The sequence below is a fragment of the Mycobacterium timonense genome (genome assembly GCF_025821985.1).
GTDB lineage: Bacteria > Actinomycetota > Actinomycetes > Mycobacteriales > Mycobacteriaceae > Mycobacterium > Mycobacterium avium.
In genome coordinates, this window is sequence record NZ_JACKSY010000104.1 from 639,834 (window position 1) to 663,767 (window position 23,934).

The following is a 23,934-nucleotide window of genomic DNA, read 5'->3' on the forward strand; positions in this document are numbered from 1 at the left end:
CACTCACCCGGCGATCGCGATCTTGATCCGGTCGGCGACCGGCCGGCAGGCCAGCTCGAAGGCGTCCTGCACCTCGTCGACGCCGAACGTGTGGGTCAGGTAGGCGCCCAGCAGCCAGGGATGCTCGGCGGCGAACTTGCCGGCCAGCTCCAGCATCCGCCGCCGGTCCAGTGTCACACCGGATTTCAGGGTGAGGTTGTTGCGCAGCATGGTCCGCATGCTGATCGGGTAGGTGTCGTCGTCAGCCACACCGAAGTAGAACACGGTGCCGCCGGGCGCGGCGGCGTCGATGGCGTGCGCCAGGGTGGCGACCTGGTGGCCGACGGCCTCGATGACGACGTCGGCGCGGTCGGCGGGGTCGAGCTGGCTGACCCAGCGGTCGCTGGTGGCGCGCACCGGGTCGTCGACGCCGAACGCCCTTGCCACGTCGCGGCGGTCGATGGGGTCCACTCCGGTGACCCGCCGCGCGCCGGCCGCCTTGGCGACGTAGGAGAACAGCAGGCCGATCGATCCCTGGCCGATGATCGCGACGTGCTTGCCGGCCAGCTCGAGCTGCTCGCAGGCGTAGAGCACGCAGGCCAGCGGCTGCAGCCCGACCGCCTGCGCCGGGCTGAGCGCCGGATCATAGGGCGCCAGCCCGTCGCCGTCGCTGACGACGCGTTCCATCAGGCCGTCGAATCCGGATGCCCAGCCGACGACGCGGTCTCCGGGACGGTGCGCCGGATGCCGGCTGGCGATCACCTCGCCGGCGACCTCGTGGATGGGAAAGCCGTCCTTCTCGGGGCCGCTGCGGCCGTCGTCGCCGGGCAGCCGGCCCCGGGCGCCGCGGAAGGCGGGCAGGTCGCTGCCGCACACGCCGGCGGCCGAAAACCGCAGCAGCACTTGCCCGTCGGCGAGGCACTCGGGGGTCTTGTCGTCGATCGCGGTCGGTTCGAACCGATACGGCGCGACGATCCGGTAGCACCACACCTCAGACCTCCACCGGGATCTTGTTCCAGCCCCATTGGAAGCTGGACGGCAACCGGGTGGCGGCGTCGGCCCGGATCGCGTAGTCGGGTACCCGGCGCAGCCATTCTTGCAGCAGCACAGCCACTTCCAGCCTGGCTAGGTGGTAGCCGATGCAGAAGTGCTGGCCGCGGCCGAAGGCCAGGGAGCGGCGGATGGGCCGGTCCCAGACGAAGTCGTCGGGGTCGGGGTATTCGCGTTCGTCGCGGTTGGCCGAGGCGAGCAGGGTGATCACCCGCTGGCCCGGGTTGAGGGTCTGCCCGTGAATGTCGAAGGGCTTGCGCACCGTTCGCGCGAACCACTGTGCGGGCGCGCAGTAGCGGATCATCTCCTCGCGGGCCACCGGAATGTTGTGCTGCGGGTCGGCGCGCACGGCGGCCAGCTGGTCGGGATGCCGGCTGAGCTCCCAGAGCCCCTGGGCGACGATCTTGGGCACCGTCTCGGTGCCGCCGATGAAGATGCACAGCATCTGGGTCGCCACCTCGAGGTCGTCGAGCGCGCTGCCGTCGGGCAGCTGGTAGCCGAGCAGGCCGTCCACCACCTCGAGCGGCGGCCCGGACGGGTCGGCGCGGCGGCGCTGCACCGCGGGCAGCAGGAACTCGAAGTAGTTGGGGCGCGCCTGCCCGGTGTCAACGCCGACGCCCGGCTCGGCCAGGCTGCCGGCATTGACCGCGGCGAGCACCTGCGGCGCGAGATCGGTTGGGATGCCCAGCAATTCGCAGACGATGGTGGCCACCACCACCCCGCCGTACTCCTGGGTCAGGTCGAAGGAGCCGCGCGCCAGCAGCTCGTCCAGGCGTTCGTTGGCCAGGGTCCGGATCCGGCCCTCGAGGTCGGTGACCGCCCGCGGCCGGAACGGGCGCGAATGGGTGCGACGGATCTCGCCGTAGAGGTCGGCGTCGAACATGGCGTGAAACGGCAGCGGGTGCAGCGGCGGGTCGTCGACCGGGCCGTCGTTGTGCTGGGCCAGCACCGATGCCGGCGGCAGCGTGCCCTCCGAGGCGACGAAGGTGCCGTTGTTGACCTCGAGCACCCTCCAGATGTCGTCGAACCGGGACAGCGCGAAGGTGTCCCACTGCGGCATGTAGTACACCGGGTGGTGGTCGCGCAGAATCCGGTAGTACGGCAACGGGTTTGCCATCACCTCGGCGTCGAAGGGATCGTAGGCGAAGTCCACCGGCGCTCCTTGGGCCGTCACTGCAGCGGCGAGGGGGGTAGGGCCTGCAGGATGGAATCCTCCCAGCCGTCGCGCAGGGCCGGGGCCACGCTCATCCAGGTGACGATCTCGGCGGGCGGGCTCTCCTTCCACGACGGGTAGTGGTTGGCGAAGCAGTCCCAGCCGCCGTCCAGCGCCCAGTAGTGGATGACCTCGTTGTAGCGGAAGGTGGTGGTGAACGAACCCAGCCAGCGCTTTCCGGTGCGCTCCGACCACGGCACGTAGAGTCGCTCCAGCTCCCGGATGTAGTCGTCCTGGCGGCCCGGCTTGGTCTGCATGATCTCCTGAATCACCAGGGGCGCAATGAAATTGGCCTCGCGCAGCTGGGCGAGCGTCTTGTTGCTGGGGCCCGGGTACATGATGCGCCCCTCCCCCGAGGCGCCGATGTCGGCCAGAAACGCCGACCATTTTCCGGCCGCGGCCTCGTGGCTGCCGCCGCGCGCCTGGGCGGCGCCGATCCTGGCGTAGTCGGCGAATCCGTCGACCTCCCAGATGATCGTCACCTGCGGCCAGTGACCGTTGTACGGGGTGGATTCCCAGATCGCGAACAGCCGGGCGCCGAGCTGGTCCATCATCGGCCGATACGTGTCGGTGAAGACCTCGGTGAAGCGGTCGCTTCGCCCGGATCCCAGCGAGATCGTCTCGTGCAGGTAGAGCAGCGTGTGTCGGTAGTACTTCTTCATGGGCTAGTCGAGCCGGACCAGCTCTGAGTCGGCGGCCGAGTACACGTCGCACAGCAGCGATTCGGCGGGGGCGATGCCGGCGTCCGAAATCCCTTCTGCCGCAAGCGCATAGCCCTTGAACCTGCGCGCGGCCGCGCTGAGCAGGTGCTGGGCCCTGGTGGTCGCGCGGCTCACGCCCAGCGGCCAGCCGTCGCCCCACAGCGCGACCGCGGTGAGCCGGTTGTGCAGCGATTCGAGCACCGTGTCGCGCACCCGGGCGTCGGCGGTGAACGCGTCGGCGCTGACGGCCAGGCCGGCGGCGCCCTGGCCCAGCCCGGCGAGCCCGGAGTCGAGGTCGGCGGCGCGCACCCCCAGGATCCGCAGCGAGCGGGTGTTGCAGCCCTGTGGGAGCAGCACGGTCACCTCCCAGCCGGCCATCGCCCGGTCGTAGAGCCAGCCGCCGGCCGACTGCACGACGTCGACGGCGCTGGCGGCGACGACGTCGAGCCGATACCGCAGGCCCTCGTCGTTCGCGCGGGTGACCCGGGCGGCGCTGCTCTTGCTGATGTCGAACGTCGGAGCGACCATCGATCCATTCCTCACCACCGCCCGCAACGAATCCGTTGCCGGGCCTCGAGCGCTTGTCATGGGCTTTGCACGGGCTGGAGCCGCTTGCCGGTCCGGGCGATGCGACTCACCGCACAGCGTGACACTTCCGCGCAAATTTGTAAAGCTCCCGGCGGCCGGTCAGGAGCCGCGGCGCGCCTTGAGCTCGGCGAGGACCTCCGCGGTGTGCTGCCCGAGTTCCGGTGCCGCAGAACGCGGTGCCCACGGCGTGCCGTGGAAATCCGCCGGGGTGGCCACCATCGGCACCGCGGCTTGGTCGTCGGCGCCGTCGGGCACGTAAACGATCCCGCCCGCGGCGTGGAACTGCTCGTCGGCCACCACGTCTTCCAGCGAGTTGACCGGCGACCAGAAGAAATCCGGTTCGCCGGCGAAGATCTGCGCCCACTCGTCGAGCGGGCGGGTCGCGAAGATCTCGTCCAGCGCCGCGATCAGCGCCACCGAGTTGGCGGCGCGGGCGCGGGCGTCGGCGAAGCGGGGATCGTCGCGCCACTCGGGGCGGCCCACCGCGCGGCACAACGCCGGCCAGTGCCGCTCCGGCTCGAGCCCGACGATCCAGAACCGCCGTCCGTCGGAGGCGGCGTAGTTGTTCATGCACGGGTTGCCCATCGACTCGCGTTGCCCGATCGCGATGGGCTGGCCGCTCATCAGGTAGGTGTTCAGGTCGAAGCTGACGGTGTAGGCGCCCTGCCGGTACAGCGAGGTGGTCACCAGTTGGCCGGCCCCGGTGCGCTCGCGCGCCAGCAGCGCCGCGCACACCGCCGCGGCCATCGTCATCCCGGCCGAATGGTCGCCCATGCCGCCGCGCTGGAACGGGGGCGTGTCGCCGGGCCGGGTGAGCAGATGGGCCACCCCGGCGCGGGACCAGAACGCGGCCACGTCGAAGGCGGCGCGGTCGGCGTCCGGCCCGCTCTCGCCGTACCCCGTGATCAGCCCGTACACCAGCCGGGGGTTGGCCGCCGACACCGACGCGAAGTCCAGCCCCAGCCGCTGCAGCGCCCCGGGCCGCACGTTGGTCAGGAAAACGTCTGCGCCGGAAAGCAATTCGAACGCCGCCCGGCGGTCCGGTTCGCTGCTCAGGTCCAGCACGACGCTGCGCTTGGACCGGTTGTCCATCTCGAACGGCGGGTTCAGCCCCAGGTCGCAGCCCAGCATGCGGCCGAACATGCGGGCCGGGTCGCCGGTCGGCGGCTCGATCTTGATCACGTCAGCGCCCCAGTCGGCCAGGATGCCGCCGGCGGCCGGCCCGGCCACCCAGACCCCGAGTTCGACGACTGTGACGCCTTCCACCGGTCCCGCCATGGGTGAGTTCCCGCCTTCTGCCGTTCGGGCGTCACGCCATCGTGGCGCCGCGTGTCGAGTGTCACGCTAGCGTGGGCCTCGGGTGGGGTTTGCGTGCGATGGGAGGACGACCCATGTCTTTGGTGGCCGGGCGGGGTCCGCTCAGCAGCGATCCGGCGGGGCGGTTCTCGCCGCCGATCCCCGCCGAGGTCGTCTACGTCGAACCGCATCCCCGGCGGGTGCAGGCGGTCAAGGACGGGCGTTCGGTGATCGACACCGAACGGGCGCTGATGGTGCACCGGCGGGGGCGGCCGCTGAGCTACGTCTTCCCGGCCGACGAGGTCGCCGGCCTGCCCGGGGAGCCGGAGCCGGAGGCGCCCGGTTTCGTCCACGTCCCCTGGGACGCGGTGGACACCTGGTGGGAGGAGGGACGCAAGCTCGTGCACTACCCGCCCAATCCGTATCACCGCGTGGACTGCCGGGGCACCCGCCGGCGGCTGCGGGTGCGCGTCGGCGGCACCACGCTGGTGGACACCGACCACACGACGATCGTCTTCGAGACCGCCCTGCCGCCCAGGCTGTACGTCGATCCCGCGCACGTGCGCACCGATCTGCTGCGCCGCTCGGAGACGACGAGTTACTGCAACTACAAGGGTTTCGCGACGTACTGGTCGCTGGTCGACGGCGACCGGGTGGTCGACGACGTCGGCTGGTGCTATCCGGATCCGCCGCCGGAAAGCCTGCCCATCAAGGGTTTTCTGAGTTTCGACGAGACCCGCGTCGAGCTGCTGGCCGAGCTGCCGGTCAGCGCCCGTAGCTAGGCCGTCCGAGCCCCAGCTCGTGCTGGGCGATCATGTTGCGGAACACCTCCATGGTGCCGCCATAGATGCCGGCGGGCACGGCGTGCCGGAAGATGAACTCGATGGCGCCGTCGTCGGGTGAACCCGGCGTGCCGGTGGGCAAGGCCGATGCGGTCCCCAGCAGGTCCATCAGTTCCTGGGATACCTCACGCATGGTTTGAATGAGCGCCACGCGTCCGTACATGCCGGGGGTCGACATGGCCGCCTCGATGCGGGCCATGCCGCGCCCGAGCCGGTATTTGACCGACTCGTCGTCGATCGGCCGGCCGCCGGCCGCATCGGGTCTGGCCAGGATGGCCGCGACACCGTCGGCCGCCTCGGCCATCAGGTGGCCGTGCTCGGAGAGCATCGAAATGTTCTGCAGGCCATGGTCTTGGGGGTCGGTGATGCCGTGTTCGGCGTCGAGGGCGAACCGCATCACCGTCCAGCCGCCGTTGACCTCGCCGATGCGGTAGAGGTCGTCGACGCGCACGTCGCTGTAGTAGACGATGTTGGTGCGGTCGCCGTCGACGGTGCGGATGCCCTGGATCTCGATGCCCGGTGAGTCGAGCGGCACCAGGAACATGGTCAGGTTCTTGTGTTTCGGCCGCCGCGGATCGGTGTTGGTGAGCAGGAAGACGTACTCGGCGTTCTGCGCGTTCGAGGTGAACATCTTGGAGCCGTTGATGATCCAGCCCGACCCGTCCCGCACGGCCCGGGTTTTGCAGGTGGCGACGTCGGAGCCGCCCTCGGGTTCGGTGTAGCCCAGGCAGAGCCGGATCTTCCCGGACAACACGCCGGGCAGGATCGCGTCGGCGAGTTCGGGCGCCCCGAATTGCTTGACCAACCGCGCGACCACCGCCGTGGTGCCCCAGTGGAACCACGGCGTGTGCGCGCGGCCGATCTCGAGCTGAAAAATCCGCCGGCGCACCGGATCGAATCCGCCCTCGGACTCCAGCTTCCAATCCGATTCCAGGTAACCCGCTTCACCCAGCGCCACATGCACCGGCTCACTGAAGTTTTCGCCGGTTTCGCGATCACGCCGGCGCACCTCGTCGGTGACGTGCTCGGCCAGGAACGCGCGCGTGCTCTGCTGGAAGGCCGCGTCCTGCGCCGAAAGTTCTACCCGGGAGAAGTCCATGGTTGCGGCTAGGCGGCGTCGACGACCAGGGTGCGGAACCGGTCCAGGGTCTCCAGCGCGTGGGCCATGCTGTCGCCGGGCAGGTGCACGCTCACCCAGGTCACCCCCAGCTTGGCCAGCTTGTCCAGGCCGTCGAGATAGGCGTCGGCGTTGAATTCGTCGTCGACGGGGCTACCACCCTCGAAGTTGGTGAAGGTGATGTCGATCGTCGACCAATCACGTTGCGCCGCATCGCATCTGCGACGCAGGTCGGCGATGCCGTCGGCGAGTTTGGCCACCGAGTCGATGACGGCGGTGCCGGCCGTCCGGGCCAGCTGCGGCGGGGCGGGAAACGGGCACCAGCCGTCGCCGTAGTCGGCCACCCGCTGGCGCGCGGCGGTGGTGTTGCCGCCGATCCAGATCGGCGGATGCGGGCTGCTGACCGGCCGGGGATGCGCGGTGATGCCCCGGGCGCTGAAATGCCTTCCCTCGAACGAGATGTCGTCGCCGGTCCACACGGCGCGGATCACCTGCAGGGCCTCCTCGAACAGCTCGGCGCGCTCGTCGTAACTGACGCCCAGCGCCGCGAACTCGCGCTTGAGGTAGCCCACGCCGACGGCGAGGGTGAAGCGGCCGCCGGAGAGCAGGTCGAGGGTGGCGCCGGATTTGGCCACCACGAACGGGTTTCGATACGGCAGCACCACGATGTTGGGGATCAACCGCAGCGTGGACGTGGTGGCGGCGGCGAAACCCAGTGCCACGAAAGGATCCAACGCGTCATGCCCACCGGCCTCGAGCCAGCGCTGCGACGGCGCGGGGTGGTCGGTGAAGCCGAAGCCGTGGATCCCGGCCGCCTCGGCCGCCGCGGCCACCTTGGCGATGCCGTCCCCGCTGACCAGCTCCCGGTTGTAGGGATGGCTGTGCATCGGGTGGGTGATGGTGAAGCGCATGGCCGTTAGAAGCGGGCCCGGGAATCGATCGCGGTGTCGCTGGTGCGCAGCGGGCGGATCAGCGCCTCCTGCGCGAAGGAGGCCAACAGCTCGCCCTGTTCGGTGTGCACGGTGCCGCGCACATACGACATTCCGGCGCCCACCTGGGTGCTCTCGTGGCTGTAGAGCAGCCAGCCGTCCCAGCGCACCGGCTCGTGGAAGGCGACCGAGATGCTCATCGGCGCGGTGGACACGGTCAGGTGCGCCTGGGCGGTGCCGATGCCCGGATGCGCGCGCATGGTGGTGGAGATGCCCAGGTGCCCGGTGAAGTAGGCCAGCAGCGCCTTGGCCAGGTCGTCACGGGTGGGGATGGGGTCGTAGTGCAGCCAGGCGTACAGCTCCGGCGGGCCGACCTCGTCGGGGCTGTTGACGTCGACGACGTCCACCAGGCGCAGCTCCCGGCCGACCATCGGCATCGGGGAGGGGTTGGCGTCGGCGGGCCCGGCGACGTCGGGCCGGGGCAGCTGGTGGCGGATGACGTCGCCGGTGGGCACGTCGGCCAGCACGGTGATGCTCAGGCAGCGCCGGCCGTTCTGGTGCACGGCGACGACGGCGGTGGCGGTGGACCGGCCTTCGGCCACGACGTCGAGGACCAGCTCGATGGGCGGTCCGACCGCGACTGCGCGGGAGAACACGGCGTGCGCCGAGCGCACCGACTTGTCACCGAACCGCTTGGCCACCGCGACGATCGCCTGCGCGAGCACCTGGGTGCCCTCGACCACCTGGCGTTCGTCGCCCCCGCCCCCGATATCACCGGCGGTGTCGGCGGTGAACCGGTCCTGCCCGTCGGGCCGCACCTCGAACAGATCCAGCAGGCCCTGCACCGTCCACTCGGTCGATTCCTGGGAAACCTTGCTCAACTCGGATTCCACCTCTCGTGTCGCCCAGCTTCGCGCTCAGCGTGACACTTTGCGTAAGATTTGTAAAGCTTGGCTAACAACACGGCGGGGCGGCATAGCGGCCGGGCGACGGAACGCACAGGGAGGCAATACAATTGGGCATCGTCACCACCAGCTCGGAGACCGCGTTCACCCAGTCCGCCGAAACGGTGTACGACTTCGTCACCAATCCGCAGAACTGGACCAAGACCTATCCCGGCAGCGCCCACATCGGCAAGCTGCCCGAGCTTCCGCTGCGGGTGGGCGACACCTGGGAGGAGACCGGCCCCGACGGCGACCGGATCTTCAGCTGGCAGCTGGCCGCCGCGGTGCGCCCGTCGCTGTTCGTGTTCACCTCGATCGGCCGGCTGGGCCACGACCGCGACGGCGGTATTTTTCAAGGCGGCCTGCCGGGCCGCATCACGGTCTGCTACCGGTTCACCCGCCCCGGCCACGACATCACGCTGTTCTCCCGCACCATGACGATCGAGGCGGACAAGGACGCCCCGCTGCCCGATCAGCTGTTCGTGCAGGCCAACCCGGCCAGGATCGACGCCTACCACGAGGCCGTCGCGCGGGAGCTCGCCGCGCTCGATTGACACCGGCACCCGCGGTGCATGACACTTTGTCGATGTTTTGTAAAGCGGAAGGTTTGCCGAAGGCATGAGCGGATGATCCCCGAGCCACTGGTCAACGGGTTCTGCTTCGGCGAGGGCCCGCGCTGGTTCGAGGGTCTGCTGTGGTTCTCCGACATGCTCGGCGAAGCGGTGCACACCACCACCATGGGTGGCGCGCTGACCACCCTGCCGCTGCCCGGGCACTGTCCGTCCGGGCTGGGATTCCGCCCCGACGGCTCGTTGCTGATCGCCTCCACGCGCGACCGGCGGGTGTTGCGCTACGACGGCGAAACGGTGGTCACCGTCGCCGAACTCGCCGACATCGCGCCGGCCGACCTGGGCGACATGGTGGTCGACCGCGCGGGCCGCGCCTACATCGGCTGCCAGGCCTTCACCGGCGGCGCGATCATCCGGCTGGACCCCGACGACCGTGCGACCGTGGTGGCCGACGACCTGGACTTCCCCAACGGCATGGCGATCACCCCGGACGGGGCGACGCTGATCGTCGCCGAGTCCACCGGGCGGCGGCTGAGCGCGTTCGCCATCGACGACGACGGCGCACTGTCGGGCCGGCGGGTCTTCGCCGACGGCCTGGACGGGCCGCCCGACGGCATCGCGCTGGACGCCGACGGCGGGGTGTGGGCGGCGATGACGCTGGCGCACCAGTTCGAGCGGATCGTGGCCGGCGGCGCCGTCACCGACCGCATCGACATCGGCGATCGCGTGGCCATCGCCTGCGCACTGGGCGGTCCGCAGCGCCGCACGCTGTTTTTGTTGTCGAGCACGGACGCCTATCCTCAGCGTCTGGTCGGCACCCGCCTGTCCCGGTTGGATGCCGTCACGGTGACCACGCCCGGCGCCGGCCTGCCCTGACTTTCCGGAGAGGTTGACGATGACCGACGCCTACTACGAGCTGATCGACTCCGACGCGTCGGGCGAGAGGTTCCGGGCCACCGATCTGGCGCGTGGCACCTGGTCGGCGACGATCCAGCACGGCGGTCCGGTGTCGGCGCTGCTGACGCGGGCCCTGGAGCGCTGCGAGCAGCGCGACGACACCCGGCTGTCCCGGGTGGTGATCGACCTGCTGGGTGGGGTGCCGGTCGAGGGCGACCTGTGGGTGCGCGCGGAGGTGCAGCGCCCCGGCAAGCAGATCGAACTGCTCGGCGCCCAGATGCTGGCGCCGGGGCCCGACGGCGCCCCGCGGCCGGTGGCGCGCGCCAGCGGCTGGCGGTTGCAGCACCAGGACACCGGATCCCTGGCGCACGCGGCGGCGCCGCTGCCGCGTCCGCGGGCCGAGGCCTACGACCGCAACCTCAAGGCGCGCGACTGGGACCGCAACTACGTGCACAGCCTGCAGTGGCTGTGGTTGACCGAGCCGCTGAGCGAGGGCCCCGGGGAATCCTGGATCAGCCCGACCGTCGACCTGGTGAAGGGCGAATCGATGACCCGGCTACAGCGGCTGTTCGCGGTGGCCGACTGCGCCAACGGCATCGGCAGCAAGCTGGACATCACCAAGTGGACGTTCCTCAACACCGATCTAGCCGTGCACGTGTTCCGGGTCCCCGACGGCGACTGGATCGGCATCCGGGCCGAGACCAGCTACGGGCCGGACGGGATCGGCACGACGATCGGCACGTTGTTCGACGAGCAGGGCGCCGTGGGCGCCATCCAGCAGTCGGTTCTGGTGCGCCGGCGTCCCGGTCGGGCCTAACGTGGGAGCGAATGACCATGACACCGCGGCGACACTTCGTAAAGTTTGAATCATGAGCCATCCGGTCCGGGCGACGGCGATCGCCGACACCGACACCTCGACCCGCCAGCGCATTCTGGCGGCCACCGCCGAGGTGCTCGGTCGCAACGGCAAGACCAAGCTCAGCCTGTCCGACGTCGCCACCCAGGCCGGGGTGTCCCGCCCGACGCTGTACCGCTGGTTCGCCTCGAAAGAGGAGCTGCTGTCGGCGTTTTCGGCCTACGAGCGCCAGATCTTCGAAAGCGGCCTGGTCAAGGCCACCGCGGGTCTCAAGGGTGTGGACAAGCTGGACGCGGTGCTGCGGTTCATCGTCGACTATCAGCATTCCTACTCCGGCGTCCGCATGGTCGACGTCGAGCCCGAGCACACCATCGCCCAGTTCTCCGGGGTGATCCCGCAGATGCGCGAGGGCCTGCAGCGCCACCTGCCCGGACCCAACGCCGCGGTGAAGGCGGCCACGGTGATCCGGATCGCGATCTCGCACTACATCGTGCGCAGCGACGACGCCGATCAGTTCCTGGCCCAGCTGCGCCACGCCGTCGGCATCAAGGCGCCGACCGACTGACCGCCGGCCGGGATCAGTCGAACAGGACCGCGGCGTTGAGGTAGCCCGTCGGGTCGAGCGCGGCCTTGACGGTGCGCATCGCGGCGATGTCGGCGGGCTCCCGGGACATGCCGAGGTAGGGCCGCTTGCGGCTGCCGACGCCGTGTTCGGAGCTGACGTTGCCGCCGCTTGCCGCGATGAGATCCATCATCGGCTCATACAGCGCGTGCTCCCGGTCGGCCGCACAGCGCAACACGTTCAGGTGCAGGTTGCCCTCGCCGATGTGGCCGAACAGCACCGGCAGCGCGTCGGGCGCGTGGGTGTGCACCAAATCGATTGCGGCTCTTTCGAATTCGCTGATCGACGACAGCGGCAGCGAGACGTCGAACTTCAGCGGCGGCCCGTACACGCCGAGCACCTCGGCCAGCGCCTCCCTGACCTGCCACAACCGTTGCCGCGCAACGGCATCCACGCCGACGGCCGGTTCGCCGCTGAGCGGCGCGTCGTCCAGCAGGCCGGCGAGCCGCTCGGTCTGGTCGTGGTCGGCGGCCAACTCCACCAGCAGCAGCCAGTCGGCGTCGACCGGGGCGGGCACGCCGCGATGCTCGCGGGTCAGCGCAGCCGCGCGGCCGTCGATCAATTCCAGCGCAGCGATGCCGTCCACGTCGCGGAACGTGCGCCCGGCGGCCACCACGGCATCGAGTTCGGCGAACCCGCAGATCGCCGTCACCGTGTGCGTCGGGGTGGGGTGCAGTCGCAGGTCCAGCTCGGTGATCACGCCCAGCGTGCCCTCGGCGCCGACGAACAGCGCGGGCAGGTCGTAGCCGGTGTTGTCCCGGCGCACCCGGCTGCGCCGGCGCAGCAGCGCGCCGTCGGGCAGCGCGACCTGGATGCCGAGCACCTGCTCGCCCATGTTGCCGTACCGAACAGTGTGCAGCCCACCGGCATTCGTGGAGGCCATGCCGCCGACGGTCGCGCTGTCGCGGGCCGCGAGGTCCACGCCGAACACCAGGTTGGCGGCCGACGCGGCCTGCTGCACCGCGGCCAGCGTGGCCCCGGCGCCGACCTCGATGCGACGCTCGACGGTGTCGACGTCGGCGATGCGGTGCAGCCGTTCGGTGGACAGCAACACGTCGTCGTGCTCGGGCACCGTCCCGGCCACCAGCGACGTCCGCCCACCCTGCACCGTCACGTGGGCGCCGGCGTCCCGGCACACCCGCAGCACCTCGGCGAGTTGCTCGGCCGAGCCCGGCCGCACCAGCGCGCTGGCCCGCCCGCGATAGCGGCCGGTGTGGTCGACGCTGCGCGCCGCCAGCACGTCGGGGTCGGTGACGACGTGAGTGGATCCGACCGTATCCGCCAACGCGCGCAGCATGTTCGCGGTTATAGCACCGCGCTAGAACTGCTTGTGCGGCACGTCGGTGACCAGTCCGCCGTCCATCACGAATTCGCTGCCGGTCGCGTACGACGACTCGTCGCTGGCCAGGAACAAGACGAACGTCGACACCTCGCGGGACTCAGCCGGACGGCCGAGCGGGACGGTCACCATGTCGTCGGGCAGGTGTTTGGTCATCGGGGTGCGGATGAAGCCGGGGTGCACGGAGTTGACCCGGATGTTGTGCGGCGCCAGCTCCAGCGCCGCGGACTTCGCCAGGCCGCGCACGCCCCACTTGGAGGCGACGTAGGGGTGCACCATGGGCGCACCGCGCAGCCCCTCGATGGAGGAGATGTTGATGATCGAGCCGCCGCCGGCCGCGATCATCGGCTCGACGGCCACCCGCATGCCCAGGAAGGTGCCGGTCAGGTTGACGTCAATCACCTTCTGCCACTTGGCCAGATCGAAACTCTTCAGCGGCCCGAGCGCGACGGTGCCGGCGTTGTTGACCAACACGTTGAGCTTGCCGAATTCGCCGACGGCGGTTTCCACGGCGGCGTCCCACTGGTCGGGCTGGGTGACGTCCAGGTGGACGTAGCGCACCGAGTCGCCGATCTCGTCGGCCACGGCCTTGCCCTCGTCGTCGAGGATGTCGCCGATCACCACCTTGGCGCCCTCGGCCGCCAGCAGCCGCGCGTGCTCGGCGCCCATGCCGCGGGCGCCCCCGCTGATCAGCGCAACCTTGCCGTCTACCCGTCCCACGCGGGTCTCCTTTCGATTCAGGTGGTCACCAAAGTGCTTGGTGCGTAAAGGCCTTTGCCGGTCACCAGCGGCAAATCGAGGGTGGTCCGGATGCCAGGTGGGGCCGCGATCACCGCCGGGATGGCGTTGACGATACGGCCCGCGGCTCCCGCGATCGCGGCGTGGTTGTGGTCTCCCTTGCGGCTGCTCGGGACGATGTCGACGGCGTACGACGGCTCCCCGGTGATCTCGACCCGGTAGGACCCGTCGCCCGCGGCCGGCTGCGGCAGGTCGGGGCGCAGATCCGGCCGCAGCCGGGTGACGTGCTCGATGACGATGGCGGGGTGGCCGTTGACCATGCCGCGAATCTCGAACTGCAGCACCGCCAGCGTGCCCTTGGCCACCCGGCCCACCGCGATGTCGAAGTCCTCCGGCGCCGGCTCGCGCTGGTAGGACTCGGTGATCTCGTCGACCTCGATGCCCAGCCCGGCGGCCAGCTGACGGATAGCGGTTCCCCAGGCGATGCTGAGGACTCCCGGCTGCAGCAGCATCGGGATCTCGTCGAGCGGACGGCCGAATCCCATGTAGCCCATGACTTCCGCGCCGTTGTAGCTGGCGTAGTCGTGAATCTCCATGCAGCGCACCTGCTCCACCCGCTGACAGGTTCCCGCCAGCGCCAGCGGGATCAGGTCATTGGCGAAGCCCGGGTCGACACCGCTGATGAAGATGCTCGAATTGCCTTGCCTGGCAGCGTCTTCCACGCGGGCGATGTACTTCTCGGGCATCACACCCCAGGGGTATTGCAGCAGCCCGGGCGACGATCCGACGACGTTGATGCCGGCGGCCAGGATGCGCATGACGTCGGCCATCGCCTCGGGCAGCCGGGTGTCGCCCATCGCGCAGTACACCACGCATTCGGGCTTGGCGGCGATGACGGCGTCCAGGTCGCCGACGGCGGCGACGCCGGTGACCACCCCGGCATCGAGTCCGACGCCGCACAGCTCGCCGGCGTCCTTGCCGACCTTCTCCGGGGTGGACACGCACACCCCGGTCAGCTCGTAGCGCGGGTTGGTGATCAGTTCGGCGAGGGCCAGTCCGCCGACGTTTCCGGTGCCGACGTGCGCGACGCGGATCGCCATGACAGTCTCCGTCCGTTGAGCGCCCAAAACTTTTCTAGACACTAGTCCATTAAATGGGCGGCGCCTACCGGCCCGGAGCCGCCGGCGGTTCCGCGTCCGTCGGCTACGACGAGAGGGTCAGGGGCCCAGCGGCGAGGTGGTGCGGATCTCCTCGTCGCGGATCAGGCCGCGCAGCAGCGCGGTGCTGAACTCGGCGGCGATCTCCTTGGCGCTGCGGCGTCCGCTCGGGCGCAACCACCGGTAGGCGCCGAGCGTCATGCCGATGTAGCCGAGCGCCAGGACGTGCGAGTCGCACTCGTAGAACTCCCCGCTGGCGATCCCACGGTCGATGAGCCCGTGCACGTGCTCGTAGACCTGGGTCTCCTTTTCCCGGACCGCGGCGACCTGTTCCTTGGTGAACCACTCGGTGATGTAGGGCTGCTCCTGGAAGTAGACGGCCGCACCCTCGGGGTTGGCGGCGATCTGGTCGAGCAGCCGCACGGTGTACTGGTACAGCGCCTCGCGGGCGGTCATCGAGGGGTCGTCGTGGACCGCGGCCAGCGTCCGCTCGGCGGCCTGCTGGTAGATGTCGTAGAGGATCAGCGACTTGCTGGCGTAGTAGTGGTAGACGGTCGCCTTGTTCAGCCCGATCACGTCGGCGACGTCGTCCATCCGGGTGCCGTGATACCCGCGCGCGGCGAACAACTTGGTGGCGACGGCCAGCAGCTCTTCGCGGCGGGTTTGCCCATTCGGGGTGCTGCTGTCGGCGGGCATCTGTTCTCACTATCGTCGGTACGGGCAGGCCAGCCCCGGTTCGGCCAAGGATAACTATCAATCAACTGGTTGGACAGTTTAAGCAAAACGCCGGGTGTCCCGTCGACGGCTATGCGACTAGACTTTCCTCGAATGCGCTGAGTCGAGAGGTGGGGCCGATGGATCCGAGTCCGGATTACGACGGAAGCGACGAAATCGAGTTCTTCATGCGGTACCTCACCTGGGGGTTGCGCGGCGTCACCGACGGCAACGGCTACCCGCCGCCGGCCTACCCGCCCGTCTAGGCACCGCGTGAGAGCGCCAGTTAGAGCGCCTTCAGCTCCTCGGCAACCTCGGTCACCGACTTCTTCGCGTCGCCGAACAGCATCGTCGTCCCCTCGGCGTAGAACAGCGGGTTGTCGATGCCGGCGAAGCCGGAGTTCATCGACCGCTTGAGCACGATCACCGACTTGGCCTTGTCCACGTTGAGAATCGGCATGCCGTAGATCGGGCTGGACGCCTCGTTGCGGGCGGCCGGGTTGGTGACGTCGTTGGCGCCGATGACGATCGCGACGTCGGTGCGGGCGAACTCGTCGTTGATGTCGTCCATGTCCTTCATCGCGTCGTAGTCGACCTCGGCCTCGGCCAGCAGCACGTTCATGTGCCCGGGCATCCGGCCGGCCACCGGGTGGATGGCGTACTTCACCGGCACGCCCTTCTCCTCCAGCAGCGCGGCCATGTCCTTGACGGCGTGCTGGGCCTGCGCGACGGCCAGGCCGTAACCGGGCACCACGATCACCTGGTTGGCGTAGGCCATCTGGATCGCGGCGTCGGCCGCCGAGGTGGACTTGACGTGCTTGTCGCCGCCGTCACCGCCGCCCGGTGCCACGCCCCCACCGCCGAAGCCGCCGGCGACGATCGCCGGGATGGAGCGGTTCATCGCCTTGGCCATCAGGTTGGTCAGGATCGAACCCGAGGCGCCAACGATCATGCCGGCCACGATCATCGCGGTGTTGTTCAGCGCCAACCCCGCGGCCGCGGCCGAGAGCCCGGTCATCGCGTTGAGCAGCGAGATGACCACCGGCATGTCAGCGCCGCCGATGGGCAGCACCACCATCAGGCCCAGCACGCCGGCGGCGGCCAGCAGCCCGATCATCCACCACAGCGACACCCCGCCGCTGCCGGGATGGGCGTGCAGACCGATCACCACCGCGGCGGCCACGGCGCCGGCCAGCAGCAGCAGGTTGATCGGCTGCTGGGCCTTGCCGAAGCCGATCGGGGCGCCGGAGATGATCTCCTGCAGCTTGCCGAACGCGATGATCGAGCCCCAGAACGAGATCGATCCGATGATCGCGGCGAACAACGACGCCACCACGATGTGCACCGTCGGTGACTCGCCGTGCTGGAACGCCGAAAAGCCGGATGTCTCAATGAATTCCGACAGGGCGATCAGCGCGACGGTGCCACCTCCGACGCCGTTGAAGAAGGCCACCAGCTGCGGCATGGCCGTCATCTTGGTGTAGCGGGCCGGCGGGACGCCGAGCACCACGCCCACCACCAGGCCGGCGATGATCAGCACCCATTGGTCGGTGTGGCGAATCTTGATCAGCGTCGCGGCCACCGCGATGGCCATGCCCACCGCGGCGATCAGGTTGCCGCGCACCGCCGTCTTGGGCCCGGTCAGCCCCATCAGGCCGTAGATGAACAGCGCGAAGGAAACGATGTAGAGGCCGATCACCAAGTAGTTCATTTGGCCGCCGCCTCTTGTGTTTCCGGCTTCGCCGGGCTCTTCTTGCTCTTGAACATGCCCAGCATCCGGTCGGTGACGATGAACCCGCCGATGACGTTCAGGGTTCCGAACACCACCGCGACGAACAGGATGATCTGCATCGCCAGCGACGGATGCTCGACCGAGCCGAACACCACCAGCGCGCCGAGCACCACGATGCCGTGGATGGCGTTGGTGCCCGACATCAGCGGCGTGTGCAGCGTGTTGGGCACCTTGGAGATGACCGCGAACCCGACGAACCCGGACAGCACCAGGATCGCCAGGTTGGCCAACAGTTCGTCGTACATCTATGCACTCTCCCGTGTCACACACGCCGCCGCCACGACTTCGTCGTCGAAGTCGGGGGCCAGCTTGCCGTCTTTGATCAGCAGGTCCAGCAGCGCGGTGATGTTCTTGCTGTAGAGCTCGCTGGCGTGCTCGGGCATGGTCGCCGGCAGGTTCAGCGGGGCGGCGATGGTGACGTCGTGCTTGACCACCGTCTTGCCCGGCTCGGTCAGCTCGCAGTTGCCGCCGGTCTCGCCGGCCAGGTCCACCACCACGCTGCCCGGCTTCATCGACTCGACCGCCGCGGCGGTCACCAGTCGCGGCGCCGGGCGGCCGGGCACCAAGGCCGTGGTGATCACCACGTCGAACCCGGCGATGGCCTCCTCCAGGGCCTTCTGCTGCTGGGCCCGCTCTTCCTCGGTGAGCTCGCGGGCGTATCCGCCCTCACCGGCCGCATCGATGCCCAGGTCGAGCCACTGCGCGCCCACCGAGCGCACCTGGTCCGCGACCTCGGGACGCACGTCGTAGCCCGACGTGCGCGCGCCCAGCCGCTTGGCCGTCGCCAGCGCCTGCAATCCGGCCACCCCGACGCCGAGCACCAGCACGCTGGCCGGTTTCACCGTGCCCGCGGCCGTCGTCAGCATCGGGAAGAACCGGGTCGACTCCGAGGCGGCCAGCAGCACCGCCTTGTAGCCGGCCACGTTGCCCTGCGACGACAGCGCGTCCATCGCCTGGGCCCGCGAGATCCGCGGAATGGCCTCCAGCGCGAAGGCCTGCACGCCCGCCTGCTTCAAAGCGCCGATCGAGTTGTCGGCGTTGCGCGGCGCCAGGAAGCCGATCAGCGTCTGACCGCTGTGCAGCTTGGCGACCTCGTCGGCCGTCGGCGGCGCGACCTTGACCACGATGTCGGCGGCCCACGCGTCCCCGATGTCGGCGCCGGCCTCGGTGTAGAGCGCGTCGGGCAGCAGGGCCCGCTCGCCCGCGCCGGACTCGACCACCACCGCCAGGCCGCTGCCCACCAGCGACGCCACCGCCTTGGGCACCAGCGCGACCCGCCGCTCGTCGGCCCCGGATTCGGCGACCACCCCAACCTTGACCGCGTTGGCCTGCGCATTTGTCATGGCGCGTACATCTACTTTCCTTGCTGATTTCCTTGCCTACCGGCAACTCATCGGCGACCCCGTTGGCGTGAACACCCTAACCCGGTCGCCGCGCCGCGCCGCAGGCCGCACCCGGCCCCCGCCGTCGCCGCCGCGCCGGCGCTACCAGAGCGGAATCTCCCGGCCGTGTTCGGACGCCGGGCGCGGCCCGAAGTAGCGGCGCTGCGACTCGTCGATCGGCACGTCGTTGATGCTGGCCTCGCGGCGGGCCATCAGCCCCGATTCGGCGAACTCCCACAGCTCGTTGCCGTAGCTGCGGTACCAGTGGCCGGACCGGTCGCGGCACTCGTACTGGAACCGCACCGCGATGCGGTTGTCGTGGAAGTCCCACAGGCTCTTGCGCAGCGAGTAGTCGAGTTCGCGCTGCCACTTGCGGGTCAAAAAGGCGACGATCTGATCGCGGCCCACGATGTACTCGTCGCGGTTGCGCCACCGCGAATCGGGCGTGTACGCGAGGCTGACCTGCTCGGGATCGCGGGTGTTCCAGGCGTCCTCGGCGGCCTGCACCTTCTGCAGGGCCGTATCCCGGGTGAACGGCGGGAAGGGGGGTCGGGATTCGGTCATGCCGCATCTCTACCGCGAGCAGACACAAAAGCCCATTCCCAGCGGCGTGTCGGGGGGCTTTTGCGTCTGCTCGCGTTGGGCGGCGACCCGTGTCCTATGGTGACGGGCATGGACTTCGCGATGTCGGCCAAAGCCAGCGACTACCACAAGCGGCTGACCGATTTCATGACCGAGCACGTCTTCGCGGCCGAGGCCGAATACAACAAGTACCGGCACGAGGCCGGCCCGCACGACCACACCGTCCCGCCGGTGGTGGAACAGCTCAAGGTCAAGGCCAAGCAGCAGGGGCTGTGGAACCTGTTCCTGCCCGCCGAGTCGGGTCTGACCAACCTGGAATACGCGCCGCTGGCCGAGATCACCGGCTGGAGCCTGGAGATCGCGCCCGAGGCGCTCAACTGCGCGGCGCCCGACACCGGCAACATGGAGACGCTGCACCTGTTCGCCACCGAGGAGCAGCGCAAGCAGTGGCTGGAGCCGTTGTTGGCCGGCGAGATCCGCAGCGCCTTCTCCATGACCGAGCCCGCCGTCGCGTCCAGCGACGCCCGCAACATCGAGACCTCCATCGTGCGCGACGGCGGCGACTACGTGATCAACGGCCGCAAGTGGTGGACGTCGGGCGCGGCGGACCCGCGCTGCAAGATCTTGATCGTGATGGGCCGCACCAACCCCGACGCGGCCAGCCACCAACAACAGTCGATGGTGCTGGTGCCGATGGACACCCCGGGGGTGACGGTGGTGCGCTCCACCCCGGTGTTCGGCTGGCAGGACCAGCACGGCCACTGCGAGATCGTCTACGACAACGTGCGGGTGCCCGTCACCAACCTGCTCGGCGAGGAGGGCTCGGGCTTCGCGATCGCCCAGGCCCGGCTCGGTCCCGGCCGCATCCACCACTGCATGCGCGCCCTCGGCGGGGCCGAGCGGGCGCTGGCGCTGATGGTCGACCGGGCTCAAAAGCGGGTGGCGTTCGGCCGCCCGCTGGCCGAGCAGGGCGTGGTCCGGGAGTCGATTGCCAAGTCCCGCAACGAAATCGACCAGGCGCGGCTGCTCTGCGAGAAGGCGGCGTGGACCATCGACCAGCACGGCAACAAGGCCGCGCATCTGCTGGTCTCCCAGATCAAGGCGGTGGCGCCGAAGGTGGCCTGTGACGTCATCGACCGGGCCATCCAGGTCCACGGCGCCGCCGGGGTCAGCGACGACACGGTGCTGGCCCGCCTGTACGGCTGGCATCGCGCCATGCGGATCTTCGACGGCCCGGACGAGGTGCACATGCGGACCATCGCCCGCGCCGAGCTGGGCCGGGAAAAGTCTGCGCTCGCCGCGGCGGTCACCGCGCATGCCTGAGGCGCTGCGAGAACTGTCCGGCGCGTGGAACTTTCGTGACGTCGCCGACGGTGCGCCCATGCTGCGGCCGGGTCGGCTGTTCCGGTCCGGCGAGCTGAGCGGGCTCGACGACGAGGGCCGCGCGACGCTGCGCCGGCTGGGCATCACCGACGTCGCCGACCTGCGCGCGGCCCGCGAGGTGGCCCGGCGCGGCCCGGGCCGGGTTCCCGACGGTGTCGAGGTGCACCTGCTGCCCTTTCCCGATCTCGGCGAGCACGAGGCCGGCACCGACGACCAGGCGCCGCACGAGCACGCCTTCCAGCGGCTGCTCACCGGCGACGGGGCCGAGCAGTCGGCGGAGTCCGTCGACGAGGCCGCCACCCGCTACATGATCGACGAATACCGGCAATTCCCAACGCGTAACGGGGCGCAGCGAGCGCTGCACCGGGTCATCTCGCTGCTGGCCGCCGGGCGTGCGGTGCTCACCCACTGCTTCGCCGGCAAGGACCGCACCGGGTTCGTGGTGGCGACGGTGCTCGAAGCGATCGGCGTCGACCGCGACGTCATCGTCGCCGACTTCCTGCGCAGCAACGACGCCGCGCCCGCGCTGCGCGCGCAGATCTCGGCGATGATCGCGCAGCGCCAGGACACCGAGCTGACCCCGGAGGTGGTGACCTGGACCGAGGCGCGGCTGTCCGACGGTGTGCTAGGGGTGCGCGAGGAGTACCTGGCCGCCGCCCGGCAAACCATCGACGAGAAGTTCGGGTCGCTGCAGGCCTACCTGCGCGACGCCGGGGTCGGCGAGGCAGACGTGCAACGCCTGCGCGCGGCGCTGCTCGCCTGACCCGCCGACCGCGCGCTGCCTACCCCAGCTTGAAGTCGGCCTGCTTGGCCGCGGACAGGTCGGTGATCTCGTCCCACCGCGCGGCGACGTCCTGCACCGTCGGCGGCTTGTCGTAGGTGACGCCGGCGTTCTGGAACAGCGCGACGCGCTGCACCTTGCCGCCACCGACCACGAAAACCGAAGCGCTGTTGGGGTTTTCCTCGGTGCACAGGTAGGCGACCACCGGCGCGACGTACTCGGGGGTCAGCTTGGCCAGCACTTCCTTGGGCAGGATGTCCTCGGTCATCCGGGTCGCCGCGATCGGGGCGATCGCGTTGGCGTGGATGTTGTACTTGGCGCCCTCCAGCGCCAGGCTGTTGATCAGGCCGACCAGGCCGAGTTTGGCTGCCCCGTAATTGGTTTGGCCGAAGTTGCCGAACAGGCCGCTGGTGGAGGTGGCGACGACGACCCGGCCGTAGCTCTGCTCGCGGAAGTGCGGCCAGGCGGCGCGGATCACGTTGTACCCGCCGTACAGGTGCACCTTGAGCACGGCGTCCCAGTTCTCGAACGACATCTTGTGGAAGGTGCCGTCGCGCAGGATCCCGGCGTTGCTCACCACGCCGTGCACGGCGCCGAACTCATCAAGCGCGGTTTTGATGATGTTCTCCGCGCCCGCGGGCTCGGCCACGCTGTCGTAGTTGGCCACCGCGCGGCCGCCGGCGTCCTTGATCTCCTTGACCACCTGGTCGGCCATGTTGTGGCCGGCGCCGGTGCCGTCGCGGGCCCCGCCGAGGTCGTTGACGACCACGCTGGCACCCTCGCGGGCCAGCGTCAGGGCGTACTCACGGCCCAGCCCGCCACCGGCTCCGGTGACGACGATGACGCGATCCTGCACTCCGGGCATAAGATTCCTCTCTGCTGTGAAAAGCTCTGTCTAGCAACCGATTCGGTGAAGCCAGCGGTCAGAACATCTTGCGGGCCATCTTGAAGGCCCGCTCCGTGTACGGAGGGTAGATGAAGCTCGACAGGTCGGGACGGGTGGGTTTGGTCAACACCGACTTGCGGTGGCTGAACTCCTCGAAGCCGTAGCGACCGTGGTAGGCGCCCATTCCCGACGCGCCGACCCCGCCGAACGGCAGCTTGGCCGTCGACACCTGGAAGGCGAGGTGGTTGATCAGCATGCCGCCGGCCGGCACTTCCTTGATCACCCGCTCGCGGGTCTCGCGCGTCTTGGTGAACAGGTAGGCCGACAGCGGCTTGGGCCGTGAGTTCACGAAACGTATTGCCTCATCCAGGTTTTGGACGGTGATCACCGGCAGCACCGGTCCGAAGATCTCGTTGCGCATCAGCGGCCCGTCGGGGTCGGGGTCGACCACCACGGCGGGCTGGATGCGCAGGGTGGACGGGTCGCACGCCCCGCCGACGGTGACCTTGCCGTCCGACCCGGACAGGTAGCTGCTGATCCGGTCGAACTGGCGCTGGTTGACCACCCGCATGCCCTCGGGCTTGTCGGCGGTGAACTTGGTGATGGCGGCACCGATCTTGTCCACCAGTTCGTCGCGAATCTTGGCGTCCGCCAACACGTAATCGGGTGCCACACAGGTCTGCCCGGCGTTGAGCAGTTTCATCCAGGCGATCCGCTTGGCCGCCACCTCCACGTCGGCGTCGGCCGCGACGATGACCGGGCTCTTGCCGCCCAGCTCCAGGGTGCACGGCGTCAGGTGCGGGGCCGCGCCCTCGTAGACCTTGCGCCCGATTTCGGTGCCGCCGGTGAACATCACCCGGTCCAGGCCCTGGGCGATGAGCTCCTGGCTGGTCGCCCCGTCGCCCTCGATCACCGCGATGGCGTCGTTGTCAAGGTATTTCGGCACCAGCTCGGCCATCACCCGCGAGGACGCGGCCGCGATCTCCGACGGCTTGAGGATGACGGCGTTGCCGGCGGCGATCGCCCCGACGGCCGGGCCGAGGGTGAGGTAGAAGGGGTAGTTCCAGGCGCCGATGATCAGCACGGTGCCATAGGGTTCGTACTCCACCCAGCCGCGGCCGGGCAGCTGCGGCAGCTCCAGCAGCTGATAGCGGCGCCGGGTCCACTTGCGCACCCGTTTGGCCGCATACTTGGCCTCACCGGCGGTGGTGGCGATGTCGGCGATGTAGGCCTCGAACGGGCCGCGGTCCAGGTCTTCGGCCAGCGCGGCGGCGATCGCGGCCTCGTTCTCCTCCATCAGCTTCTGCAGTTGCAGCAGCTGGCGCTTGCGCCATTCGACGTCGCGGGTGCGTCCGGTGGCGAAGGTCTGACGAAGCCGGGCAACCGTGCCGGCGATGTCGGCCGATGCGGTCCCGTTGGCCGAAGTTGTGGTCTTCGATGCAACCGATTCGGTGGTCATCATTGTCCTTCCCGAGCAGAGTCGCGCTGCGCGGCGGCCGCTCATCGGTGATAACCGCGATCCTAACCATCTAGTTGGGGGAGCAATAGGAAGGATCCGGCCCGCGGCCGGGCCGCGC

At 69.5% G+C, this 23,934-nt stretch carries 26 protein-coding genes; 8 read left to right on the forward strand and 18 right to left on the reverse strand.

The genetic code is table 11. The features are described from left to right. Positions 1-3 precede the first annotated feature (3 nt). From H7I87_RS25540 to H7I87_RS25560, 5 genes are all read right to left on the reverse strand, one after another. Positions 4-969, reverse strand: a complete 966-nt coding sequence (locus H7I87_RS25540) for a zinc-binding dehydrogenase (protein ID WP_009979754.1) — start codon at positions 967-969, stop codon at positions 4-6. A gap of 1 nt (position 970) precedes the next feature. Beyond that, positions 971-2,182, reverse strand: coding sequence for a cytochrome P450 (locus tag H7I87_RS25545; protein WP_011726477.1), 1,212 nt, complete (start codon positions 2,180-2,182; stop codon positions 971-973). 17 nt (positions 2,183-2,199) lie between these two features. Then, entirely contained in the window at positions 2,200-2,904 is a 705-nt protein-coding gene (locus tag H7I87_RS25550; RefSeq protein WP_009979756.1) for a hypothetical protein, read from the reverse strand. A gap of 3 nt (positions 2,905-2,907) precedes the next feature. Further along, positions 2,908-3,471 carry a hypothetical protein gene (locus tag H7I87_RS25555; protein WP_023860796.1) on the reverse strand — a complete coding sequence of 188 codons (564 nt, stop codon included), beginning with the start codon at positions 3,469-3,471 and terminating at the stop codon, positions 2,908-2,910. A 159-nt stretch (positions 3,472-3,630) separates the two neighbouring features. After that, positions 3,631-4,809: a CoA transferase gene (locus H7I87_RS25560; RefSeq protein ID WP_011726478.1), complete on the reverse strand. Its 1,179-nt coding sequence runs from the start codon at positions 4,807-4,809 to the stop codon at positions 3,631-3,633. A 113-nt stretch (positions 4,810-4,922) separates the two neighbouring features. On the opposite strand from H7I87_RS25560, the gene H7I87_RS25565 reads away from it, so the two are divergent. Next, a complete protein-coding gene (locus H7I87_RS25565) occupies positions 4,923-5,609 on the forward strand; it encodes a DUF427 domain-containing protein (protein WP_003874179.1) in 687 nt (228 codons plus the stop codon). On the opposite strand, the gene H7I87_RS25570 is transcribed toward H7I87_RS25565, so the two are convergent. The 3 genes from H7I87_RS25570 to H7I87_RS25580 are packed head-to-tail and all read right to left on the reverse strand — an operon-like array spanning position 5,593 to position 8,608. Beyond that, positions 5,593-6,768: an acyl-CoA dehydrogenase family protein gene (locus H7I87_RS25570; protein ID WP_033721279.1), complete on the reverse strand. Its 1,176-nt coding sequence runs from the start codon at positions 6,766-6,768 to the stop codon at positions 5,593-5,595. The genes H7I87_RS25565 and H7I87_RS25570 overlap by 17 nt on opposite strands. A gap of 8 nt (positions 6,769-6,776) precedes the next feature. Next, positions 6,777-7,697, reverse strand: coding sequence for an LLM class F420-dependent oxidoreductase (locus H7I87_RS25575; protein ID WP_033721280.1), 921 nt, complete (start codon positions 7,695-7,697; stop codon positions 6,777-6,779). Positions 7,698-7,702: 5 nt separating this feature from the next. Next, the gene (locus H7I87_RS25580) at positions 7,703-8,608 is read right to left on the reverse strand and encodes an acyl-CoA thioesterase (protein ID WP_009979763.1); all 906 of its coding nucleotides are present in this window, start codon (positions 8,606-8,608) and stop codon (positions 7,703-7,705) included. A 122-nt stretch (positions 8,609-8,730) separates the two neighbouring features. On the opposite strand from H7I87_RS25580, the gene H7I87_RS25585 reads away from it, so the two are divergent. From H7I87_RS25585 to H7I87_RS25600, 4 genes are all read left to right on the forward strand, one after another. Further along, complete coding sequence (locus tag H7I87_RS25585) at positions 8,731-9,213, forward strand: SRPBCC family protein (RefSeq protein ID WP_033727411.1); 483 nt, start codon at positions 8,731-8,733, stop codon at positions 9,211-9,213. Between the two features lie 72 nt (positions 9,214-9,285). After that, positions 9,286-10,104 carry an SMP-30/gluconolactonase/LRE family protein gene (locus tag H7I87_RS25590; protein WP_019732877.1) on the forward strand — a complete coding sequence of 273 codons (819 nt, stop codon included), beginning with the start codon at positions 9,286-9,288 and terminating at the stop codon, positions 10,102-10,104. A gap of 19 nt (positions 10,105-10,123) precedes the next feature. Next, positions 10,124-10,942 (forward strand): thioesterase family protein, encoded by an 819-nt coding sequence (locus H7I87_RS25595; protein ID WP_009979766.1) that lies wholly within the window; start codon positions 10,124-10,126, stop codon positions 10,940-10,942. Positions 10,943-10,994: 52 nt separating this feature from the next. Further along, a complete protein-coding gene (locus H7I87_RS25600) occupies positions 10,995-11,546 on the forward strand; it encodes a TetR/AcrR family transcriptional regulator (protein ID WP_009979768.1) in 552 nt (183 codons plus the stop codon). A gap of 13 nt (positions 11,547-11,559) precedes the next feature. On the opposite strand, the gene H7I87_RS25605 is transcribed toward H7I87_RS25600, so the two are convergent. The 4 genes from H7I87_RS25605 to H7I87_RS25620 all read right to left on the reverse strand — a co-directional run bounded on the left by H7I87_RS25605 (position 11,560) and on the right by H7I87_RS25620 (position 15,533). Next, a complete protein-coding gene (locus H7I87_RS25605) occupies positions 11,560-12,900 on the reverse strand; it encodes an FAD-binding oxidoreductase (protein ID WP_033712357.1) in 1,341 nt (446 codons plus the stop codon). A 21-nt stretch (positions 12,901-12,921) separates the two neighbouring features. Beyond that, positions 12,922-13,662, reverse strand: coding sequence for a glucose 1-dehydrogenase (locus tag H7I87_RS25610; protein WP_003874189.1), 741 nt, complete (start codon positions 13,660-13,662; stop codon positions 12,922-12,924). Positions 13,663-13,679: 17 nt separating this feature from the next. Further along, the gene (locus H7I87_RS25615) at positions 13,680-14,780 is read right to left on the reverse strand and encodes an NAD(P)H-dependent amine dehydrogenase family protein (protein ID WP_009979770.1); all 1,101 of its coding nucleotides are present in this window, start codon (positions 14,778-14,780) and stop codon (positions 13,680-13,682) included. 117 nt (positions 14,781-14,897) lie between these two features. After that, on the reverse strand, positions 14,898-15,533 hold the full coding sequence (locus H7I87_RS25620) for a TetR/AcrR family transcriptional regulator (RefSeq protein WP_003874193.1): 636 nt from the start codon (positions 15,531-15,533) through the stop codon (positions 14,898-14,900). 158 nt (positions 15,534-15,691) lie between these two features. Between H7I87_RS25620 and H7I87_RS25625 the strand changes: the two genes are divergently transcribed. Further along, a complete protein-coding gene (locus H7I87_RS25625; protein WP_003874194.1) occupies positions 15,692-15,817 on the forward strand; it encodes a hypothetical protein in 126 nt (41 codons plus the stop codon). A gap of 20 nt (positions 15,818-15,837) precedes the next feature. Here the strand turns inward: H7I87_RS25625 and H7I87_RS25630 are convergent, their stop codons facing one another. The 4 genes from H7I87_RS25630 to H7I87_RS25645 all read right to left on the reverse strand — a co-directional run bounded on the left by H7I87_RS25630 (position 15,838) and on the right by H7I87_RS25645 (position 19,289). Then, entirely contained in the window at positions 15,838-17,262 is a 1,425-nt protein-coding gene (locus H7I87_RS25630) for an NAD(P)(+) transhydrogenase (Re/Si-specific) subunit beta (protein ID WP_009979772.1), read from the reverse strand. Next, a complete protein-coding gene (locus H7I87_RS25635; protein ID WP_023860800.1) occupies positions 17,259-17,588 on the reverse strand; it encodes an NAD(P) transhydrogenase subunit alpha part 2 in 330 nt (109 codons plus the stop codon). Before H7I87_RS25635 ends, H7I87_RS25630 begins: the two co-directional genes overlap by 4 nt. Beyond that, positions 17,589-18,686: a Re/Si-specific NAD(P)(+) transhydrogenase subunit alpha gene (locus H7I87_RS25640; RefSeq protein WP_003874197.1), complete on the reverse strand. Its 1,098-nt coding sequence runs from the start codon at positions 18,684-18,686 to the stop codon at positions 17,589-17,591. It lies immediately after the preceding gene. Between the two features lie 141 nt (positions 18,687-18,827). Beyond that, positions 18,828-19,289, reverse strand: coding sequence for a nuclear transport factor 2 family protein (locus H7I87_RS25645; RefSeq protein ID WP_023860801.1), 462 nt, complete (start codon positions 19,287-19,289; stop codon positions 18,828-18,830). Positions 19,290-19,409: 120 nt separating this feature from the next. On the opposite strand from H7I87_RS25645, the gene H7I87_RS25650 reads away from it, so the two are divergent. Further along, entirely contained in the window at positions 19,410-20,630 is a 1,221-nt protein-coding gene (locus tag H7I87_RS25650) for an acyl-CoA dehydrogenase family protein (protein ID WP_162936215.1), read from the forward strand. Beyond that, the gene (locus H7I87_RS25655; RefSeq protein WP_033712354.1) at positions 20,623-21,453 is read left to right on the forward strand and encodes a tyrosine-protein phosphatase; all 831 of its coding nucleotides are present in this window, start codon (positions 20,623-20,625) and stop codon (positions 21,451-21,453) included. Before H7I87_RS25650 ends, H7I87_RS25655 begins: the two co-directional genes overlap by 8 nt. A 19-nt stretch (positions 21,454-21,472) precedes the next feature. On the opposite strand, the gene H7I87_RS25660 is transcribed toward H7I87_RS25655, so the two are convergent. Further along, on the reverse strand, positions 21,473-22,336 hold the full coding sequence (locus H7I87_RS25660) for an SDR family oxidoreductase (RefSeq protein ID WP_019734343.1): 864 nt from the start codon (positions 22,334-22,336) through the stop codon (positions 21,473-21,475). Positions 22,337-22,394: 58 nt separating this feature from the next. Continuing rightward, positions 22,395-23,819 carry an aldehyde dehydrogenase family protein gene (locus H7I87_RS25665; protein ID WP_016705823.1) on the reverse strand — a complete coding sequence of 475 codons (1,425 nt, stop codon included), beginning with the start codon at positions 23,817-23,819 and terminating at the stop codon, positions 22,395-22,397. Positions 23,820-23,934 lie beyond the last annotated feature (115 nt).

Coding starts and splice junctions, on each gene's coding strand:
- H7I87_RS25625 (WP_003874194.1), top strand. CDS start 15,692: ATGGATCCGAGTCCGGATTACGACGGAAGCGACGAAATCGAGTTCTTC.
- H7I87_RS25630 (WP_009979772.1), bottom strand. CDS start 17,262: ATGAACTACTTGGTGATCGGCCTCTACATCGTTTCCTTCGCGCTGTTC.
- H7I87_RS25555 (WP_023860796.1), bottom strand. CDS start 3,471: ATGGTCGCTCCGACGTTCGACATCAGCAAGAGCAGCGCCGCCCGGGTC.
- H7I87_RS25665 (WP_016705823.1), bottom strand. CDS start 23,819: ATGATGACCACCGAATCGGTTGCATCGAAGACCACAACTTCGGCCAAC.
- H7I87_RS25570 (WP_033721279.1), bottom strand. CDS start 6,768: ATGGACTTCTCCCGGGTAGAACTTTCGGCGCAGGACGCGGCCTTCCAG.
- H7I87_RS25645 (WP_023860801.1), bottom strand. CDS start 19,289: ATGACCGAATCCCGACCCCCCTTCCCGCCGTTCACCCGGGATACGGCC.
- H7I87_RS25560 (WP_011726478.1), bottom strand. CDS start 4,809: ATGGCGGGACCGGTGGAAGGCGTCACAGTCGTCGAACTCGGGGTCTGG.
- H7I87_RS25615 (WP_009979770.1), bottom strand. CDS start 14,780: ATGGCGATCCGCGTCGCGCACGTCGGCACCGGAAACGTCGGCGGACTG.
- H7I87_RS25655 (WP_033712354.1), top strand. CDS start 20,623: ATGCCTGAGGCGCTGCGAGAACTGTCCGGCGCGTGGAACTTTCGTGAC.
- H7I87_RS25660 (WP_019734343.1), bottom strand. CDS start 22,336: ATGCCCGGAGTGCAGGATCGCGTCATCGTCGTCACCGGAGCCGGTGGC.
- H7I87_RS25600 (WP_009979768.1), top strand. CDS start 10,995: ATGAGCCATCCGGTCCGGGCGACGGCGATCGCCGACACCGACACCTCG.
- H7I87_RS25575 (WP_033721280.1), bottom strand. CDS start 7,697: ATGCGCTTCACCATCACCCACCCGATGCACAGCCATCCCTACAACCGG.
- H7I87_RS25640 (WP_003874197.1), bottom strand. CDS start 18,686: ATGACAAATGCGCAGGCCAACGCGGTCAAGGTTGGGGTGGTCGCCGAA.
- H7I87_RS25595 (WP_009979766.1), top strand. CDS start 10,124: ATGACCGACGCCTACTACGAGCTGATCGACTCCGACGCGTCGGGCGAG.
- H7I87_RS25650 (WP_162936215.1), top strand. CDS start 19,410: ATGTCGGCCAAAGCCAGCGACTACCACAAGCGGCTGACCGATTTCATG.
- H7I87_RS25590 (WP_019732877.1), top strand. CDS start 9,286: ATGATCCCCGAGCCACTGGTCAACGGGTTCTGCTTCGGCGAGGGCCCG.
- H7I87_RS25635 (WP_023860800.1), bottom strand. CDS start 17,588: ATGTACGACGAACTGTTGGCCAACCTGGCGATCCTGGTGCTGTCCGGG.
- H7I87_RS25550 (WP_009979756.1), bottom strand. CDS start 2,904: ATGAAGAAGTACTACCGACACACGCTGCTCTACCTGCACGAGACGATC.
- H7I87_RS25565 (WP_003874179.1), top strand. CDS start 4,923: ATGTCTTTGGTGGCCGGGCGGGGTCCGCTCAGCAGCGATCCGGCGGGG.
- H7I87_RS25605 (WP_033712357.1), bottom strand. CDS start 12,900: ATGCTGCGCGCGTTGGCGGATACGGTCGGATCCACTCACGTCGTCACC.
- H7I87_RS25620 (WP_003874193.1), bottom strand. CDS start 15,533: ATGCCCGCCGACAGCAGCACCCCGAATGGGCAAACCCGCCGCGAAGAG.